Annotated in this window: 15 protein-coding genes; all 15 read left to right on the plus strand. The window is 69.0% G+C overall.

What is annotated here, in order from left to right:
• Positions 1-191: 191 nt before the first annotated feature.
• The 15 genes from PGN25_14810 (at position 192) to PGN25_14880 (ending at position 17,591) form a co-directional block, all read left to right on the plus strand.
• Complete coding sequence (locus PGN25_14810; GenBank protein MEH3118820.1) at positions 192-1,571, plus strand: amidase; 1,380 nt, start codon at positions 192-194, stop codon at positions 1,569-1,571.
• Positions 1,572-1,846: 275 nt separating this feature from the next.
• Positions 1,847-3,016 carry an isovaleryl-CoA dehydrogenase gene (locus PGN25_14815; GenBank protein ID MEH3118821.1) on the plus strand — a complete coding sequence of 390 codons (1,170 nt, stop codon included), beginning with the start codon at positions 1,847-1,849 and terminating at the stop codon, positions 3,014-3,016.
• A gap of 149 nt (positions 3,017-3,165) precedes the next feature.
• On the plus strand, positions 3,166-4,857 hold the full coding sequence (locus PGN25_14820) for an AMP-binding protein (GenBank protein MEH3118822.1): 1,692 nt from the start codon (positions 3,166-3,168) through the stop codon (positions 4,855-4,857).
• Positions 4,858-5,019: 162 nt separating this feature from the next.
• A complete protein-coding gene (locus PGN25_14825) occupies positions 5,020-6,627 on the plus strand; it encodes a methylcrotonoyl-CoA carboxylase (protein ID MEH3118823.1) in 1,608 nt (535 codons plus the stop codon).
• Between the two features lie 5 nt (positions 6,628-6,632).
• Positions 6,633-8,621: a methylcrotonoyl-CoA carboxylase gene (locus tag PGN25_14830; GenBank protein MEH3118824.1), complete on the plus strand. Its 1,989-nt coding sequence runs from the start codon at positions 6,633-6,635 to the stop codon at positions 8,619-8,621.
• Positions 8,614-9,480, plus strand: coding sequence for a hydroxymethylglutaryl-CoA lyase (locus PGN25_14835; protein ID MEH3118825.1), 867 nt, complete (start codon positions 8,614-8,616; stop codon positions 9,478-9,480). The genes PGN25_14830 and PGN25_14835 overlap by 8 nt, the downstream gene beginning before the upstream one ends.
• Positions 9,477-10,253 carry an enoyl-CoA hydratase-related protein gene (locus PGN25_14840; protein ID MEH3118826.1) on the plus strand — a complete coding sequence of 259 codons (777 nt, stop codon included), beginning with the start codon at positions 9,477-9,479 and terminating at the stop codon, positions 10,251-10,253. The genes PGN25_14835 and PGN25_14840 overlap by 4 nt, the downstream gene beginning before the upstream one ends.
• Positions 10,254-10,296: 43 nt before the next feature.
• A complete protein-coding gene (gene fhuF / locus PGN25_14845) occupies positions 10,297-11,070 on the plus strand; it encodes a siderophore-iron reductase FhuF (GenBank protein ID MEH3118827.1) in 774 nt (257 codons plus the stop codon).
• Between the two features lie 203 nt (positions 11,071-11,273).
• Entirely contained in the window at positions 11,274-11,882 is a 609-nt protein-coding gene (gene nthA / locus PGN25_14850) for a nitrile hydratase subunit alpha (GenBank protein MEH3118828.1), read from the plus strand.
• 18 nt (positions 11,883-11,900) lie between these two features.
• Positions 11,901-12,209, plus strand: a complete 309-nt coding sequence (locus PGN25_14855) for a nitrile hydratase subunit beta (protein ID MEH3118829.1) — start codon at positions 11,901-11,903, stop codon at positions 12,207-12,209.
• Positions 12,209-12,559 carry a nitrile hydratase subunit beta gene (locus PGN25_14860; protein MEH3118830.1) on the plus strand — a complete coding sequence of 117 codons (351 nt, stop codon included), beginning with the start codon at positions 12,209-12,211 and terminating at the stop codon, positions 12,557-12,559. Before PGN25_14855 ends, PGN25_14860 begins: the two co-directional genes overlap by 1 nt.
• A gap of 2 nt (positions 12,560-12,561) precedes the next feature.
• Complete coding sequence (locus PGN25_14865) at positions 12,562-12,987, plus strand: nitrile hydratase accessory protein (protein MEH3118831.1); 426 nt, start codon at positions 12,562-12,564, stop codon at positions 12,985-12,987.
• A gap of 326 nt (positions 12,988-13,313) precedes the next feature.
• A complete protein-coding gene (locus PGN25_14870; protein ID MEH3118832.1) occupies positions 13,314-14,390 on the plus strand; it encodes a phenylacetaldoxime dehydratase family protein in 1,077 nt (358 codons plus the stop codon).
• Positions 14,391-14,629: 239 nt separating this feature from the next.
• Positions 14,630-16,315, plus strand: coding sequence for an AMP-binding protein (locus PGN25_14875; protein ID MEH3118833.1), 1,686 nt, complete (start codon positions 14,630-14,632; stop codon positions 16,313-16,315).
• A gap of 112 nt (positions 16,316-16,427) precedes the next feature.
• Positions 16,428-17,591 (plus strand): acetyl-CoA C-acyltransferase, encoded by a 1,164-nt coding sequence (locus tag PGN25_14880; GenBank protein ID MEH3118834.1) that lies wholly within the window; start codon positions 16,428-16,430, stop codon positions 17,589-17,591.

Below are 17,591 nucleotides of genomic sequence, written 5' to 3' on the forward strand. Positions count from 1 at the left end.
TTCTACTAGCTCCGATACGATGACGCGGCGGCCGTCACCCGGCCGGGCCTTCAGATCGCCTCGGATAAGGGAACTCGTCGTCGCAGAGCTGGCAGGGGATGCCGAGGCGATGCGGATTGGGGTGGCGCGGAGGCCGAGCCGCCTGCCCGACGAGTCGACTTGCCGGTGCCCCTTTCGAGAGACAGCGTCCCATGCACTTCGAGTCGGTCGTCAATCTGGCGGAGAAGATCAAAGCTCGCTCGATCTCACCCGTCGAGGTGGTCGATCACATGCTGCATCGGATAGGAGAGAGGGACGGGACGGCGAAGAGCTACGTCACCGTCACGGCGGACCGGGCGCGGGAGCGGGCCAAGGCGTCGGAGGCCGAGATCGCGAAGGGCTTGTGGCGCGGGCCGCTGCACGGCGTGCCGATCGGCCTCAAGGACATCATCTACACGGATTTCGTGCGCACGACGGGCGGCACGGCGATCAACAAGGACTTCCAGCCGAGCTTCAGCGCGACGGTGACGGCGCGCCTGGAAGCGGCGGGTGCGATCGTGCTCGGCAAGGTCAAGACCACAGAGCAGGCCTTCGCCGACCACCATCCGAGCGTCGAGGCTCCGATCAATCCGTGGAATGCGGAGCGCTGGTCCGGCGTCTCCTCGTCGGGATCGGGCGTCGCCACGGCCGCCGGCCTCGCGTTCGGAACCCTGGGCTCCGACACGGGCGGCTCGATCCGCCTGCCGTCCGCCGCCAACGGCGTCACCGGCCTCAAGCCGACCTGGGGGCGCGTCAGTCGGTACGGCGTCTTCGCGCTCGCCGACACGCTCGATCACGTCGGCCCGATCACCCGCTCGGCCGCGGACGCGGCCATCATGCTCCACGCCATCGCCGGGCGCGACGAGAACGACCCCACCGCGCTCCACGCTCCCGTCCCGGACTACCTGACGGCCTGCGCCCAAGGCATCAGCGGGTTGCGGATCGGTCTGTCCCACGCCTTCGCGACCGACGGGATCGATCCGGCAGTGGTGGCGGTGTGGGAGACGACGGCGAAGGCCCTGGCCTCGCTCGGTGTGGAGACGAAGCCCGTCGTCTTCCCAGAATGGCGGGTGGCCGCCGAGGAGTGGAACCTGCTCTGCGCGGCCGAGACCGCCTGGGCCCATCGCGAGACCTTTCCCGCGCGCAAGTCGGAATACGGCTCCGTCCTGTCCAACTTCATCGAGTTCGGACAGTCGGCGAGCGCCAAGGATCTCGCCGGGGCCAACATCGGCCGCATCACCTTCGCCGCGAAGGTCGGCGCGCTGTTCGAGGACGTGGACCTGTTCCTCGTGCCGGCCCTCCCGACCCGGGTGCCGACGCGCCAGCAATGGCTCGGCATGGCGGCTGAGGATTTCAGCCCCTACCTCCGGTTCACGATCCCCGCGGACCTGACGGGCGGGCCGACGATCACGTTCCCCGCCGGATTCGACACGGACGGGCTGCCGATCGCGATGCAGCTCTACGGTCCGCATCTGTCGGAGGCGACCCTGTGCCGGGCGGCCGCCGCCCTCCAGCGGATCACCGACTGGCACTTGCGCCACCCCGCCGAGTAGGCCGGGGCCGCCGCCGCCGGCACGTCGGGGCATCACCCATCCGCGTATCGATCGGCCTTGGACGGATCCGATACCAGACGGGTGCGAGACGCCATGACGCCTGATATGATGCTTCGCAGCTTCTGCGGAGCGTCGATGCACGATCGGAAGCTCAGGATGTCGTCCCGGATCCGATATTCGGGATGTTTCCATGGCGCCGGTCCATCAGAAATAAGATCGTTCGTCGATCGAAGACTATATCGTCCGGAATCGGACGGGTGGGAGGAGGTTGGAGGGTGTCGAACGATCTGCGCGAGCTGGATTTCGGCCTCGGTGAGACGGTCGAGGCCCTGCGCGACGGGGTAGCGCGCTTCGCAGCCGTCGAGATCGCGCCGCGGGCGGCCGGGATCGATGCGAGCAACGAATTTCCCGCCGATCTCTGGCGCAAGTTCGGAGACCTCGGGCTCCTCGGCATCACCGTCGACGAGGCCCATGGCGGGGCCGGTATGGGTTACTTGGAACACGTCGTCGCGATGGAGGAGATCAGCCGGGCCTCAGCCTCGGTCGGCCTGTCTTACGGCGCCCACTCCAATCTCTGCGTCAACCAGATCCGCCGCAACGGCGATGACGCACAGAAGCATCGCTACCTGCCGCGCCTGATCTCCGGCGCACATGTCGGGGCGCTGGCGATGTCGGAAGCCGGCGCCGGCTCGGATGTCGTCTCTATGCGGCTGCGCGCCGACCGGCAGGGCGAGCGCTTCGTCCTGAACGGCAACAAGATGTGGATCACCAACGGCCCGGATGCCGACGTGCTCGTGGTCTATGCGAAGACGGATCCGGCCGCGGGGCCGCGCGGCATCACGGCCTTCATCGTCGAGAAGGGCATGGCGGGGTTCTCCACCGCGCAGAAGCTCGACAAGCTCGGCATGCGCGGCTCGAACACCTGCGAGCTGGTCTTCCAGGATTGTGCGGTGCCTGCCGAGAACGTGCTCGGCGAGGTGGGACGCGGCGTGAACGTCCTGATGTCGGGGCTCGATTACGAGCGGGCCGTCCTCGCGGGCGGTCCGCTCGGCATCATGCGCGCCTGCCTCGATGTCGTCGTGCCTTACATCCACGAGCGGCGGCAGTTCGGGCGGGCGATCGGCGAATTCCAGCTGATGCAGGCCAAGGTGGCCGACATGTACACGCTGACGAACGCCGCCCGATCCTACGTCTATGCGGTGGCACGCGCCTGCGATCTCGGACGCACGACGCGCAAGGATGCCGCGGGCGCGATCCTCTTCGCCGCGGAGAAGGCGACGTGGATGGCTCTGGAGGCGATCCAGGCCCTCGGCGGCAACGGCTACGTCAACGAGTATCCGACGGGGCGCCTCCTGCGCGATGCCAAGCTCTATGAGATCGGCGCCGGGACGAGCGAGATCCGTCGCATGCTCATCGGAAGGGAGTTGTTCGACGAAACCGCCTGAGCGGACGCCGTAGGCCGGCGCGAACGCGCTCCGCCGATACGCCGGAAGCGCCGCCGGCGACGACGGAGCGTCGGCCCGACGGGCCGGGCGGCGCCTCGCAACGCGCTAGGCGCTCCGGACCGAATCTGGGTCATCTGGGGGAGGATGGCATGGTGGGGCAGACGAGCTACGTCCACGGCGCGAGCGGCGTGCCGTTGCTCAGCGACACGATCGGCCGGAGGCTGGACCAGACGGCCGCGCGATGGCCGGATCGTCCGGCTCTGATCGCCGGGGCGCAGGGCGTGCGATGGACGTGGCGTGACTTAAGCGAGCGCGTCGAGAGCTTCGCGGCGGGTCTTCTCGCCCTCGGCCTCGCGAAGGGCGACCGTATCGGCATCTGGTCTCTGAACTGCGCGGAATGGGTGGTGACGCAACTCGCCGCCGCCAAGACGGGTCTGATCCTCGTCTCGATCAATCCGGCCTATCGGCTGTCGGAGCTGGAGTTTGCCCTCAACGTGGTCGGCTGCCGGGCTCTCGTGACGGCGACGGCGTTCAAGAACAGCGACTTCATCGGCATGATCATGACGCTCGCCCCCGAGCTGGCCGATGCCGTGCCGGGCGCGTTGTCCGCCGAGCGTCTGCCGCACCTGCGTAGCGTGATCCAGATCGGTGAATCGCTTGTTCCCGGTGCCGTGTCCTTCGGTGCCGTATGCGAGCGCGGCGGGGCGGCGGAGCGCGCCGCAATCCGGGAGATCGCGGCTGGCCTCCAGTTCGACGACCCCATCAACATCCAGTTCACCAGCGGCACGACCGGTCAACCGAAGGGCGTGACGCTCACGCACCACAATATCCTCAACAACGGATACTTCGTCGGCCGTGCCATGCAGCTGACGCCCGAGGACCGCATCTGCATCCCGGTGCCGCTCTATCACTGCTTCGGCATGGTGATGGGGAACCTCGCCTGCGTCGCCCACGGCTGCGCCATGGTCTATCCGGGCGAGGGCTTCGATCCCCTGGCGACGTTGAGAACGATAGAGGAGGAGCGCTGCACGGCCCTCTACGGGGTGCCGACGATGTTCATCGCCGAGCTGGACCATCCGGCGTTCGCGCGCTTCGATCTCGGCTCCCTCCGCACAGGCATCATGGCCGGCGCGCCCTGTCCCATCGAGGTCATGCGGCGCGTCCAGCATAGCATGAACATGCGCGACATCACCATCGCCTACGGCATGACGGAGACGAGCCCCGTCAGTTTCCAAAGCGCGGTCGACGATCCGCTGGAGCGGCGTGTCACGACCGTGGGGCGCGTGCAGGCACATATCGAGGTCAAGATCGTCGACTCGGACGGGCTTATCGTACCGCGAGGACAACCGGGTGAACTCTGCACGCGCGGTTACTCGGTGATGATGGGCTACTGGGGCGACGCCGAGAAGACGGCCGAGATCCTCGACGCCGCCGGCTGGATGCATACGGGGGACATCGCGGTGCTCGATGAGGAAGGCTACGGGAAGATCGTCGGGCGCATCAAGGACATGGTCATCCGTGGCGGCGAAAATCTCTACCCGCGGGAGATCGAGGAGTACCTGTTCCGTCACCAGGCTATTCAGGACGTGCAGGTCTTCGGCGTCGCCGATGCGAAGTACGGTGAGGAACTCTGTGCCTGGATCAGGCTGCGCGAGGGAGCGTCGATGACCGAGGACGACGTGCGCACCTTCTGCCGAGGACAGATCGCCCATCAGAAGATTCCACGCTACATCGAGTTCGTCGACGCCTTCCCGATGACCGCAACCGGCAAGATCCAGAAGTTCGTCATGCGGGCGGCGGTGGAGGAGCGTCTCAACCTGCACCACGTCGAGACGGCCTGATCGGGATCGCCCGAGCACCCGCAGGTCGCGAGCGGCGCCGAGAGACGAACGCTCGATCATTCTCGCGTGCGTGCCGACGGCTTCGTCGGGCACCCGCATTCAGGCGCCCTATGCCTGTCCCCTCCGCAGATCCGCTCACGATGCGCCACGAGGCATCCGCCCATGTCGATCATCCGCTCCGCCGTATCCACGACCTCCACAACTTTCCGCCAGAACCGCGAGAGGATGGCGGCGCTCGTCGCCGAGATCGGCGAGAAGGCCGAACGGGTGATGGAAGGCGGGGGCGCTGAGGCGCGCGCGCGCCACACCGCGCGCGGCAAGCTCCTGCCGCGCGAGCGCGTCGCCCGGCTCCTCGATCGGGGATCGCCCTTCCTGGAGGTCGGGCTCTTCGCGGCCTCGGACATGTACGGCAGCGCGGTGCCGGGAGGGGGTGTCGTCGCGGGCGTCGGCCGCGTGTCCGGGCAGGACTGCATGATCGTCTGCAACGACGCGACGGTGAAGGGCGGCACCTACTTCCCGATCACCGTCAAGAAACACCTGCGCGCGCAGGAGATCGCGGGGGAGAACGGGCTGCCCTGCCTCTATCTCGTGGATTCCGGCGGCGCCAACCTGCCCAACCAGGACGAGGTCTTCCCCGACCGGGACCATTTCGGCCGGATCTTCTTCAATCAGGCGCGGATGTCGGCGGCCGGCATCCCGCAGATCGCGGTCGTCATGGGCTCCTGCACGGCGGGGGGCGCCTACGTCCCGGCGATGTGCGACCAGTCGATCATCGTGCGCGGCCAGGGCACCATCTTCCTCGCGGGGCCCCCCCTGGTGAAGGCCGCGACCGGCGAGGTAGTCTCCGCCGAGGACCTCGGCGGGGCCGACCTCCACGCGCGCACCTCGGGCGTGGTCGATCACCTCGCGGAGAACGACGCCCATGCGCTGGAGCTCGCCCGCCGCGCCGTCGCGAGCCTCAACCGGCGCCGGCCCGACACGGTCGTGCGGCAGGCGCCGGAGCCTCCGCTCTACGACCCGGCGGAACTCTGGGGCGTCGTCCCCGGCGACCTCCGGAAGGGCTACGACGTGCGCGAGGTGATCGCCCGCCTCGTCGACGGCTCGCGCTTCGACGAGTTCAAGGCGCTGTACGGCACCACCCTCGTCTGCGGCTTCGCCCATATCGACGGCGTTCCGGTCGGCATCCTCGCCAATGCCGGCGTCCTCCTGTCGGAATCCGCGTTGAAAGGGGCGCACTTCGTGGAACTGTGCTGCCAGCGCGGCGTCCCGCTCCTGTTCCTCCAGAACATCACGGGCTTCATGGTCGGCCGTCAGTACGAGGCCGGCGGCATCGCGAAGGACGGAGCCAAGCTCGTCACCGCCGTCGCGACGGCCGCCGTGCCGAAGATCACCCTGCTGATCGGCGGGTCCTTCGGGGCCGGAAACTACGGCATGTGCGGGCGCGCGTACGGCCCGCGCTTCCTCTGGACCTGGCCGAACAGCCGGATCTCGGTGATGGGCGGGGAGCAGGCGGCGAACGTCCTCGCGACGCTGCGCGGCGACGCGCTGGAGCGGCGCGGGGAATCCTTTCCGGCCGAGGCGCAGGAACGCTTCAAGGCGCCGATCCGCGAGCAGTTCGAGCGACAGGGCCACCCGCTCTACGCGTCGGCCCGCCTCTGGGATGACGGCATCGTCGATCCCGCACGCAGCCGCGACGTGCTCTCCCTGAGCCTGTCCGCAGCGCTCAACGCCCCCAGCGAGCCGACTCGGTTCGGCCTCTTCCGGATGTGATGGCGATGTTCGAGACCCTTCTGGTCGCCAACCGCGGCGAGATCGCCCTGCGCGTCATGCGCACGGCGCGGCGCCTCGGTATCCGGACCGTCGCCGTCTACTCGGATGCCGACCGCGACACGGCCCACGTCGCTTACGCCGACGAAGCCTACCGTATCGGCGGACCGGCCGCGGCCGAGAGCTACCTGCGCCAGGACGCGATCCTGGAGGCCGCGCGGAGGAGCGGAACCCAGGCCATCCATCCGGGCTACGGCTTCCTGTCGGAGAACCCGAGCTTCGTGGATGCGGTCCAGGCCGCCGGCCTCGTCTTCGTCGGTCCGCCGAGCGCGGCGATCCGCGCGATGGGCCTGAAGGACACGGCCAAGGCGCTGATGGACGAGGCGGGCGTGCCGACCGTCCCGGGCTATCACGGGCGGGAGCAGGACGCGGCCTTCCTGGCGGGCGAGGCGGACCGCATTGGGTATCCGGTCCTCATCAAGGCCGCGGCGGGCGGTGGCGGCAAGGGCATGCGCCGCGTCGATCACGCGCGGGACTTCCCCGACGCGCTCTCGGCCGCGCGGCGCGAGGCGCGCTCGGCCTTCGGCGACGACCGCGTCCTCGTGGAACGCTGCCTCGTGGTGCCCCGGCACATCGAGATCCAGGTCTTCGCCGACAGCCACGGCAATGCAGTCCATCTCTTCGAGCGCGACTGCTCCATGCAGCGCCGTCACCAGAAGGTGATCGAGGAGGCGCCAGCGCCCGCCATGCCGGAGGCGATGCGCGCGGCCATGGGCGCAGCCGCCGTGCGTGCGGCGCAGGCCGTCGGCTACGAGGGCGCCGGCACGGTGGAGTTCATCGCCGACGTGGCGGAGGGCCTGCGCGAGGATCGCTTCTACTTCATGGAGATGAACACCCGCCTCCAGGTGGAGCATCCCGTGACCGAGATGATCACCGGCCTCGACCTCGTCGAGTGGCAGTTGCGGGTCGCCGCCGGGGAACCGCTGCCCCGGGGCCAGGAGGAACTCACCATCGACGGCCACGCGGTCGAGGCGCGGGTCTACGCTGAGGATCCGGGCCGGAACTTCATGCCGCAGACCGGGCGGTTGTCGCACCTGCGCTTCGCGGGGGGGCATGCCGTCCGGATCGATGCCGGCGTGCGGGAGGGGGATTTCGTCACGCCCTTCTACGACCCGATGATCGCCAAGGTCATCGCCCACGGCCCGACGCGCGCGGTCGCGCTCGCCCGGCTGGGGCAGGCGCTGTCGCAGAGCTGCGTCGAGGGCTTTCCCAACAACCTCGGTTTCCTGGCGAAGCTCGTCGCGCAGCCGGATTTCGCCGCCGGCACCTTCGACACCGGGCTAATCGCGCGCGAACTCGATGCGATCCTGGCGGACGCGGAGGCGCCGCCGCTGGCCGCTGCGCTCGCCGCCCTGGAACTCTCGGATCTCCTGCCGGACGCCGACAGCGACCGACTCGCCAACTTTCGCCTTTGGGGGAGCGCCGTGCGGGAGGTCGACCTCGCGGCCGGCCCGGAGAGGCGCCGCATGACCGTCACCGCGCTCGGCGACGGCGGCTTCAGGGTCGAGGAGGGCGACGTATCCACGGCGCTCCGGCTGACGTCCCACCCCGACACGGGGCTGCGTGCCGAAACGCAGGGTCGAAGCGTCCCCGTGCAACTCCGTCGCTCGGGCGACGAGATCGTCGTCGGCCTGCCAGAGGGCACGTTCCGCTTCGCGGCGGTGCGCCCCGGGAACGCCGCCAATTCGGCGGGGGGCGATCACGTGCTGCGGGCCGCCATGCCGGGCATCGTGCGCATCGTCCATGTCGCCCCAGGCGACCTCGTGGAGGCCGACGCTCCCCTCCTCGTTACCGAGGCGATGAAGATGGAGATGCCGATGACGGCACCCGGTGCCGGCCGGATCGCGAGCGTCGAGGTCGCGCCGGGCGATCAGGTCGAGGTCGGCGCCGTCCTCATCGTCATGGAGCCCGTCGAGGGGGACGCAGCCGATGCCTGAGGCGGGACGCGTCGAGATCTACGAGGTCGGCCCGCGCGACGGGCTCCAGAACGAGGCGCGGGCGATCTCCACGCAGGACAAGGTGCGCCTCGTCGATCTCCTGTCCGCCTGCGGCTTCCGGCACGTCGAGGCGGCGAGCTTCGTCTCGCCGAGATGGGTGCCGCAGATGGCGGACGGCGCCGATGTCCTCGATCGGATTCGGCGCCCGGCGGGCACGATTTACGCCGCGCTCACGCCCAACCTGCGCGGCTACGAGCATGCCCGCGCCGCGCGGGCGGGCGAGGTCGCGATCTTCGCCTCGGCCTCGGAAGGATTCAGCCGCCGCAACATCAATTGCAGCGTCACCGAGAGCATGGAGCGCTTCCACCCCATCGTCGTGGCTGCGGCGAAAGACGGCATCCCGGTGCGCGGTTACGTGTCCTGCGTCGTCGCCTGCCCATATGACGGGCCGACCGAGCCCACTCAGGTCGCCTTGGTGACCGAACGCCTGCTGGAACTCGGGTGCCGGGAGGTCTCGCTCGGCGACACCATAGGGGCGGGCACGGCCGAGACCGTCGCGGCCATGCTGCGGGCTGTTCGCAGTGCAGCCCCGGTCGATCGGCTGGCGGGGCATTTCCACGATACCGGCGGTCGAGCGCTCGAATGCGTTGCGGCGGCCCTGGAAGAGGGGGTTCGCGTATTCGACGCGTCGGTGGCCGGGGCGGGTGGGTGTCCCTACGCACCGGGCTCTGCCGGCAACGTGGCGACGGGACGCGTACTCGACTTTGTGGAAGCCGGGGGTTTCGCGACAGGGATTGATCGCGTCCGCCTCGCCGAAGCGGAGGCCTTCATGACGCAGCTTCTGGGACGATCCACATGAGCGCGACCTACGAGACGATTCGTGTCGAGACCGTGCGAGAGGGCGTCAGGCGGCTCGTGCTCGCCCGGCCCGCTAAGCACAACGCGTTGAACGCGGCAATGATCGCGGACCTCGTGCACGCGTCGGAGGCGCTCCGGGCAGACGAGACGGTACGGGTCGTCGTCTTGTCCGCCGAGGGGCGCAGTTTCTGTGCCGGGGGCGACCTCGACTGGATGCGGAGCCAGGCCGAGCGCAGCCGGCCGGAACGGCAGGCCGAGGCCGAGGCGCTGGCCGGCATGCTGGATACCCTCGACCGCCTGCCGAAGCTCCTGATCGGAGAGGTCCGCGGCCCCGCCTATGGCGGCGGCGTCGGGCTCGTGGCGCTCTGCGACATCGCCTTCGCGGTGCCCGACGCGCGGTTCGCCCTGACCGAGGCGCGGCTCGGCCTGATCCCGGCGACGATCAGCCCGTTCGTGGTGCGGCGCATCGGCGGCCCGAACGCCCGGCGGATCATGCTGAACGCGCGGCCCGTCGACGGCGCCGAGGCGTGCCGGATGGGTCTCGTGTCGGCGGTGGTCGCGCCGGAGGCGATGGAGAAGGCCGTCGAGGCCGAGATCGCCTTCGCGCTCCAGTGCGCGCCGGGGGCGGTGGCGGAGAGCAAGGCCCTGATCCGTCGCCTCGCGGACGGCGAACCGCTCGGTCCCGGGGCGACGGCATCCCTCCTCGCCGACCGCTGGGAGAGCGAGGAGGCCAGAGCCGGCATCGCCGCCTTCTTCGCCCGGATCGCGCGATGAGAGCCGCCGCGATCCGGACGTGCGCGGCCCGGCCACCGCATCGATGGTGACCCTTCCGGAGATCGGGCCGGCCGGCGGCGCGCGCGGGCTTCTCGCGGACATTGAGGCCGCCCTGGCGGGGCATCTGCCCGGCTTCCGCCAGGGGTTGGCCGTCGCCGACGATCCCCGGCCCTCCCTGCCGCGGGACCTGCTGCTCGCCCCGGACATGATTGCCCGGATCGCGGCGCGGTTCGAGGCCCGCTACGGCCCGACCGACCCCCGGGCCATCCTGTCGATCTGGACATCGTGGCACTTCGGCACGGTGCTTCCCCCGGTCCTGGCGGCCGGCATCCTGTTCGACCTGGGCCCGGTGCTCGACTTCGAGGCGGCGCGCTTCATCATGGCGCCGGACCTGCGCACGGAGGCGGTCACGATCGGCGAGGGCACGGTCCGGCTCGACCGGGGGAACGCCTTCGCCCGGTTCGAGCCCCTCGTCGACGCGTATCTCCGGCCGGCGATCCGATTCTTCGCATCACGGGGCGGCCTGAGCGAACGCGTGCTGTGGAGCAATGCCGGCACCGCCTTCGAGGCGCTGCTGTGCAGGATGGAGGCCCTGGCCGGCGACCGGGACGGATACCGCGCCGCCCGGCGGTTCCTCGACGGGCCCTCGCTGCCCGACGGCGCGCCCAATCCCCTCTACAGGCCCGTCCGGTACGTCGAGGGCCGACGGATCCGCCGCGTCTGCTGCGTGCGCTTCCTCGTGCCGGACGGACAGATCTGCGCCGCCTGCCCGCTCGATCCCACCCACCCGGCGCGGCGGCCGCACGACACCCCCTGATGGACCCGCGCGCGCCGAAGCGCCTCGACGTGTCCCGGTGGAAAATTTGCTTGCATTTTCCATTGACCGGATGTCAATTAACGCGATCGCCCGCACCGATCGTCCGCAGTCTCGCGGCGTCCGGCGCGGGGCAGGGCGTCGCCGCCGGTCTCGTCGGCGGCGAGCGATCCGCGAGCATACGATATTTTGTGGAGCAGTGGATTATGGCGCATGACCACCACCACACCGAGCCTCCGTCGGAGGTCGATCTGCGCGTCAAGGCGCTCGAGTCCCTCCTGACCGAGAAGGGCCTGATCGACCCCACCGCGCTCGATGCCCTGGTCGAGACCTACGAGCACAAGGTCGGCCCGCGCAACGGGGCGCGCGTCGTCGCCAAGGCCTGGACCGACCCGGCCTATCGCGAACGGCTCCTGAAGGATGCCACCGCTGCGATCGCCGAGCTCGGATATTCGGGCGTCCAGGGCGAGGACATGGTCGTCGTCGAGAACAGCGCCGACGTCCACAACGTCGTCGTCTGCACCCTCTGCTCCTGCTATCCTTGGCCGACCCTCGGCCTCCCGCCAATCTGGTACAAATCCGCCCCCTATCGCTCGCGGGTCGTGATGGATCCGCGCGGCGTGCTCGCCGAGTTCGGCACCGCGGTGGCCGCCGACAAGGAGGTGCGCGTCTGGGACAGCAATGCCGAGCTCCGCTACCTCGTGCTCCCCGAGCGTCCGGCCGAGACCGACGGCTGGACGGAGGAGCAGCTCGCGGACCTCGTGACCCGCGACTCGATGATTGGCACCGCCGTTGCGAAAACGGCGAACACCTGAGCGCGGAGCAACATCCCGATGAACGGAATCCACGATCTCGGCGGCATGCACGGCCACGGGCCGGTCGTGCGCGACCACAACGAGCCCCTGTTCGAGCACGACTGGGAGCGTCGCATATTCGGCCTGTTCTTCGCCGCGTTCGCCGGCGGCTACTTCAACGTCGACGAGTTCCGTCACATGATCGAGCTGATGCCGCCCGCGCATTATCTCGAATCGAGCTACTACGAGCACTGGTACCACGCGATCGAGACGATCCTGATCGAGAAGGGCGCGCTGTCCCGTGAGGAGCTGGATGCGCGCTACGCTCAGCTCAAGGGAGCCCACTGATGCCCGTCCTGACCAGAGACATCGTCCCGGGCCTCGTGGCGACGGGCGCGTCGGCGAGAGTCGACCACGAGGCTCCCGCCAACTTCAAGGCGGGCGACCTCATCAGGGCCAAGAACATCAACCCGAAGACCCACACGCGGCTGCCGCGCTACATCCGCGGCAAGGTCGGCGTCGTCGAGTTCGACCACGGCGTGTTCGTGACGCCGGAGACAGCGGCCCACGGCCAGGGCGAACACCCCCAGCACGTCTACAACGTCAGCTTCAAGGCGACCGAACTCTGGGGCGCCGACGCTCCGGCGAAGGATACCCTGAGGATCGACCTGTGGGACGACCACATGGAGAGGGTCTGACCGTGGCCGCCGCTCCCGACTACGTGGCCATGTCCCTGCCGCCGGAAGGGCCGACGTTCGAGCAACCCTGGCAGGCGCACGCCTTCTCGCTGACCGTGCAGCTCCACGAGGCGGGCCTCTTCACGTGGCCGGCCTGGGTCGAGGTGTTCGGCGACGAGATCAAACGATCGCCAGCCCGTCCGGGCGAGAGCGCCAGCGACGCCTATCACCGCCAGTGGTTGCAGGCGTTGCAGACGATCGTGGTCTCGAACGGGATCGTCGAGACGCGCGACGTCTCGGACCGCATCGACGAATGGCGGCGCGCCTACCTCAACACGCCGCACGGTCAGCCGGTGATGCTCGCGAACGCGTCGTGTGCGGCGCACGACCACCACCATCACGCGCCGGCCCGCCAGCCGATCACGGTCAGCGCCGCGACGCACGGCTGACGGCGGCCTCCACCGGGAACGGCCGCTTCATCTGAAGCGCCACATCGGCCCATCCCCGGAGGGGGACGGGCCCGCGAGGAACGCGCGGTTCGGGGACGGCATCCCCCGCGCCGACGGCCTCGCGCCGCCCGTCCCCTGTGCGGGCATGCGCATACGCGCCCTCGACGGTCTCGGGGCGGCGATCGTGCCGGATCGGCCCGTCATATCCGACGGCGGGCGAAGACGCGGCTGCGGTGCGTCGCACGAGGGCACGAGGCCGTCCGGGCAACCTGCTCAAGCAGCTGGATCCGGATCCCTGAAACGAATCGAGGCGGTGAGGGACAGCAATGGAATCGGCCATCGACAAGCATCTTCGCTGTCCTCGAACGCTCTCGCGCAGGGTGGCGGACGACTATCAGCCGCCTTTCCCGATGTGGGTCGCGCGGGCGGCCGAAGATCTGACGCGCGTCGTCATGGGCTATATCGGCGTTCAGTATCGTGAGGAGGGCCGCAGGCCTCAGGCTCTCGCCGCCCTCCGGAACATCGTCGGCCAATTCGGTCTCGCCGATGGCCCGCTCAGCCATGACCTCACGCAACATCGGGATGCGCAAGGTTATGAGAACCTGATCGCGGTCGGTTACTGGCGTGATCACGCATCATACGAGCGCTGGAGCGGGGCGGCGGCCGTGTCGGACTGGTGGTCGTCGGATGAGCGTCTATCGGACGGCATCGGCTACATGCGAGAGATCGTTTCCCCGCGCGCCGATCAGTTCGAGACGCTCTACGCCTTCAAGGATCAGTTCCCGGGCGTGGGAGCGATCATGGACGACGTGAGCGACGATATCCTTGAGCACGGGTATTGGGGATCCATGCGCGACCGCTTCCCGATCTCACAGATCGACTGGATGTCGCCGGACGGCGAACTCACGGTCGTCGCGGGCGATCCCGACGGTGGGGGACGCGTCGTCGTTCGCGGGCATGCCAATGTGGCCCTCATCCGCTCAGGCCAGGATTGGGCTGACGCCGATGGCGACGAGCGCCGCCTCTATCTCGATGAGATCGAGCCGACGCTGCGTGCGGGCATGGATTTCCTCCGCGACAACGGCCAGTCCATCGGCTGTTACAGCAATCGCTACGTGCAGTACATCGACAGTGACGGCAATCTGCTGGAGAAGAGCTACAACATCGGCCACTGGCGGTCCCTCGCCGCCCTCGAACGCTGGGCGGAGTCGCATCCGACGCACCTGCGGATCTTCGTCACGTTCTTCCGCGTCGCGCCCGGCTTGAGCAAGCTCAGGCTCTATCACGAGGTCTCGGTGTTCGACGCGGGCCACCAACTCTACGAATACATAAACTGCCATCCGCACACCGGCATGATGCGTGATGCATCGATACCTCCATCACGCGATCTGCATGCCGCATGAGGCGCGTGATGTGAGGCGCGCCGGCATCGGGATGATGAGGGTAGTATCGTCCTGAGAGACGGCTGCCGACCTTCGAGGCGATGTGAATCGAAAATCTCCATCGCCACATTCGATACGGTGGACAAAACGGTGCACAAAAACAAAGGATGCCGCTGTGCGACAACAACGAAGACTTCAAAAATTGCCTGTAAATATCTAATATAAATAATCATAAAATAATACGACACAAGGGAGGCAAGATGTACGCACAAGATAGTCACGGCAAGATCAAGTACGAACTTGCCGTATCGACCTTCGATGATCGGGCGGCTTTCTCGGACATCTTCACGGATGGGCCCGGGCAGCTGAACGCTTGCCATACCTGCTGCGATCGCCATGCCGACAATGCCGGACGCGTAGCCCTCCGATACTGTAGGCCGGGCGGCGAGATCCTGGACATCTCGTTCTCCACGCTCGCCGACCAAGTCGCGAAGCTCGCCGATGTCTTCGCCGAGCGCGGCGTGCGCAAGGGCGACCGGATCGCCGGGCTTCTCCCGCGCACGCCCGAGTTGCTGATCACGATCCTGGCGACGTGGCGCCTGGGTGCGGTCTATCAGCCCCTGTTCACCGCCTTCGGCCCGAAGGCCATCGAGCACCGCGTGCGCGAAGCCGGGGCGAAGGTCATCGTCACCGACGGACCGAATCGTGCCAAGGTCTCGGGGCTGACGGACCTGTGCACGATCATCACGATCATCACGGTCGGCGCAGGGGGCGCGAGCACGGACCTGGATTTCTGGGCCGAACTGAACGCCAAGCCCGGCACCGCCGAACCGGTCCCGTGCGAGCCGGAAGATCCGTTCCTGATCATGTTCACCTCGGGGACGACGGGGCCCGCAAAGCCGTTGCTCGTCCCGCTCAAGGCCATCGTCGCGTTCGTCGCCTACATGCGCGATGCCGTGGATCTCCGGCCGGATGACTGCTTTTGGAACATCGCCGACCCGGGCTGGGCCTACGGCCTGTACTACGCGGTCACCGGCCCGCTCGCGATGGGCTTGGCGACCACGTTCTACGACGGCCCCTTCACGGTCGAGGACACCTACCGGACGATCCAGAGGCTCGGCATCACCAACCTGGCCGGCTCTCCCACCGCATTCCGCCTCCTCATCGCCGCGGGCCCCGCGGCCGCGGAGGGCGTCAAGGGGCGCCTGCGCGTCGTCAGCAGCGCCGGCGAACCGCTCAATCCGGAGGTCATCCGCTGGTTCGCCCAGCACCTGGATACGACCATCCACGACCATTACGGCCAGACGGAACTCGGCATGGTGCTGTGCAACCACCACGGCTTGGCACACCCCGTCAGGCACGGCTCGGCCGGCTTCGCCATCCCGGGCCATCGGGTGGTGGTGCTCGGTCCGGACGGCGGGGAACTCGGGCCGGGCGAACCCGGCATCCTGGCCCTCGACCGGACGCGGTCGCCGCTGATGTGGTTCTCGGGCTACTGGCAGCGCCCGACGCCGGCCTTCGTCGGCGACTACTATCTGAGCGGCGACACCGTCGAGACCGCTCCCGACGGAAGCATCGCCTTCGTGGGACGAGCGGACGACGTCATCACCTCGTCGGGCTATCGGATCGGCCCGTTCGAGGTCGAGAGCGCGCTCATCGAGCATCCGGCGGTCGCGGAATCCGCCGTCGTCGGCAAGCCCGATCCGGAGCGGACGGAGGTCGTGAAGGCCTACGTCGTCGTCAAGGCCGGCATCGAGCCGGACGCAGGCTTGGCCGAGTCGATTCAGGCCTACGTGAAGAAGCGCCTGTCGGCGCATTCCTATCCGCGCGAGATCGAGTTCGTCGACAGCCTGCCGAAGACCCCCAGCGGCAAGCTCCAGCGCTTCCTCCTGCGCAACCAGGAGGTCGCCAGGGCCGCCCCGGCGACCGCGGCGACCGCGAGTTGAAGCGACGAAGCCCGGCCCGCAGCCGCCGTCTCGCGAGGCGGGCGGCCTTCTCCACGCGCGCCCTGCCGACATGTCCGTCGGCCCGGCACATCACGAAATGAGGATTCGCGGAATGCAGACGGACCCCATCGTCGTGGCGAGCGCCGCGCGGACCCCGATGGGCGCGTTTCAGGGTGAACTCAAGGCCCTGTCCGCCACCGAACTCGGGGCCGCGGCGATCCGCGCCGCGGTCGCGCGCGCCGGCATCCGGGGCGATGCCGTCTCGGAGGTCGTGATGGGCTGCGTCCTGCCCGCCGGCCTAGGCCAGGCGCCGGCGCGCCAGGCGGCCCTCGGCGCGGGCCTCTCGGAGGCGACACCCTGCGCGACCCTCAACAAGGTCTGCGGCTCCGGCATGAAGGCGGTCATGATCGGGCACGACCTGATCGCGGCGGGGTCGGCCGACGTGGTGGTGGCCGGCGGCATGGAGTCGATGTCGAACGCCCCCTACCTGCTCGACAAGGCGCGCGCGGGCCATCGGCTCGGCCACGGACGCGTCCTCGACCACATGTTCCTCGACGGGATCGAGGACGCCTACGATCGCGGCCGGCTCATGGGCACCTTCGCCGAGGACACGGCGCAGCGCTACCAGTTCACCCGCGACGCTCAGGACGCCTACGCGTTGGAGTCGCTGGCCCGCGCCCGGCACGCCGCGGAAGCCGGCGCCTTCGACGACGAGATCGTCCCGGTCGGCGGCGAGGCGCGGTCGGACGAGGGCCCGCGCAAGGCACGGCCCGACAAGATCCCGACGCTGAAGCCCGCCTTCCGCCCGGACGGCACCGTGACGGCGGCGAACGCCTCCTCGATCTCGGACGGGGCGGCGGCCCTCGTGCTGATGCGGATGTCGGCGGCCGAGCGCGCCGGCCACACGCCGCTCGCGGTGATCCGCGGTCACGCGAGCCACGCCGCGGCCCCGGCGTGGTTCTCGACGGCCCCGATCGGCGCCATGGCCAAGCTGAGCGCGAAGCTGGGCTGGTCGATGGACGACGTAGATCTCTTCGAGATCAACGAGGCCTTCGCCGTCGTCGCCATGACGGCGATGCGGGACCTCGGCCTGCCCCACGACAAGGTCAACGTCCACGGCGGCGCCTGCGCCCTGGGGCACCCGATCGGCGCGTCGGGCGCGCGCATCATCGTGACCCTGCTCGCGGCCCTCGCGCGCAGCGGCGGGCGGCGCGGCATCGCCTCGCTGTGCATCGGCGGCGGCGAGGCCACGGCGCTCGCGGTCGAACGCATCTGA

The organism is Methylorubrum populi, assembly GCA_036946625.1.
GTDB classification, from domain to species: Bacteria; Pseudomonadota; Alphaproteobacteria; order Rhizobiales; family Beijerinckiaceae; genus Methylobacterium; species Methylobacterium populi_C.

Coding starts and splice junctions, on each gene's coding strand:
- PGN25_14810 (MEH3118820.1), top strand. CDS start 192: ATGCACTTCGAGTCGGTCGTCAATCTGGCGGAGAAGATCAAAGCTCGC.
- PGN25_14820 (MEH3118822.1), top strand. CDS start 3,166: ATGGTGGGGCAGACGAGCTACGTCCACGGCGCGAGCGGCGTGCCGTTG.
- PGN25_14825 (MEH3118823.1), top strand. CDS start 5,020: ATGTCGATCATCCGCTCCGCCGTATCCACGACCTCCACAACTTTCCGC.
- PGN25_14830 (MEH3118824.1), top strand. CDS start 6,633: ATGTTCGAGACCCTTCTGGTCGCCAACCGCGGCGAGATCGCCCTGCGC.
- PGN25_14835 (MEH3118825.1), top strand. CDS start 8,614: ATGCCTGAGGCGGGACGCGTCGAGATCTACGAGGTCGGCCCGCGCGAC.
- PGN25_14840 (MEH3118826.1), top strand. CDS start 9,477: ATGAGCGCGACCTACGAGACGATTCGTGTCGAGACCGTGCGAGAGGGC.
- fhuF (MEH3118827.1), top strand. CDS start 10,297: ATGGTGACCCTTCCGGAGATCGGGCCGGCCGGCGGCGCGCGCGGGCTT.
- nthA (MEH3118828.1), top strand. CDS start 11,274: ATGGCGCATGACCACCACCACACCGAGCCTCCGTCGGAGGTCGATCTG.
- PGN25_14855 (MEH3118829.1), top strand. CDS start 11,901: ATGAACGGAATCCACGATCTCGGCGGCATGCACGGCCACGGGCCGGTC.
- PGN25_14860 (MEH3118830.1), top strand. CDS start 12,209: ATGCCCGTCCTGACCAGAGACATCGTCCCGGGCCTCGTGGCGACGGGC.
- PGN25_14870 (MEH3118832.1), top strand. CDS start 13,314: ATGGAATCGGCCATCGACAAGCATCTTCGCTGTCCTCGAACGCTCTCG.
- PGN25_14875 (MEH3118833.1), top strand. CDS start 14,630: ATGTACGCACAAGATAGTCACGGCAAGATCAAGTACGAACTTGCCGTA.
- PGN25_14880 (MEH3118834.1), top strand. CDS start 16,428: ATGCAGACGGACCCCATCGTCGTGGCGAGCGCCGCGCGGACCCCGATG.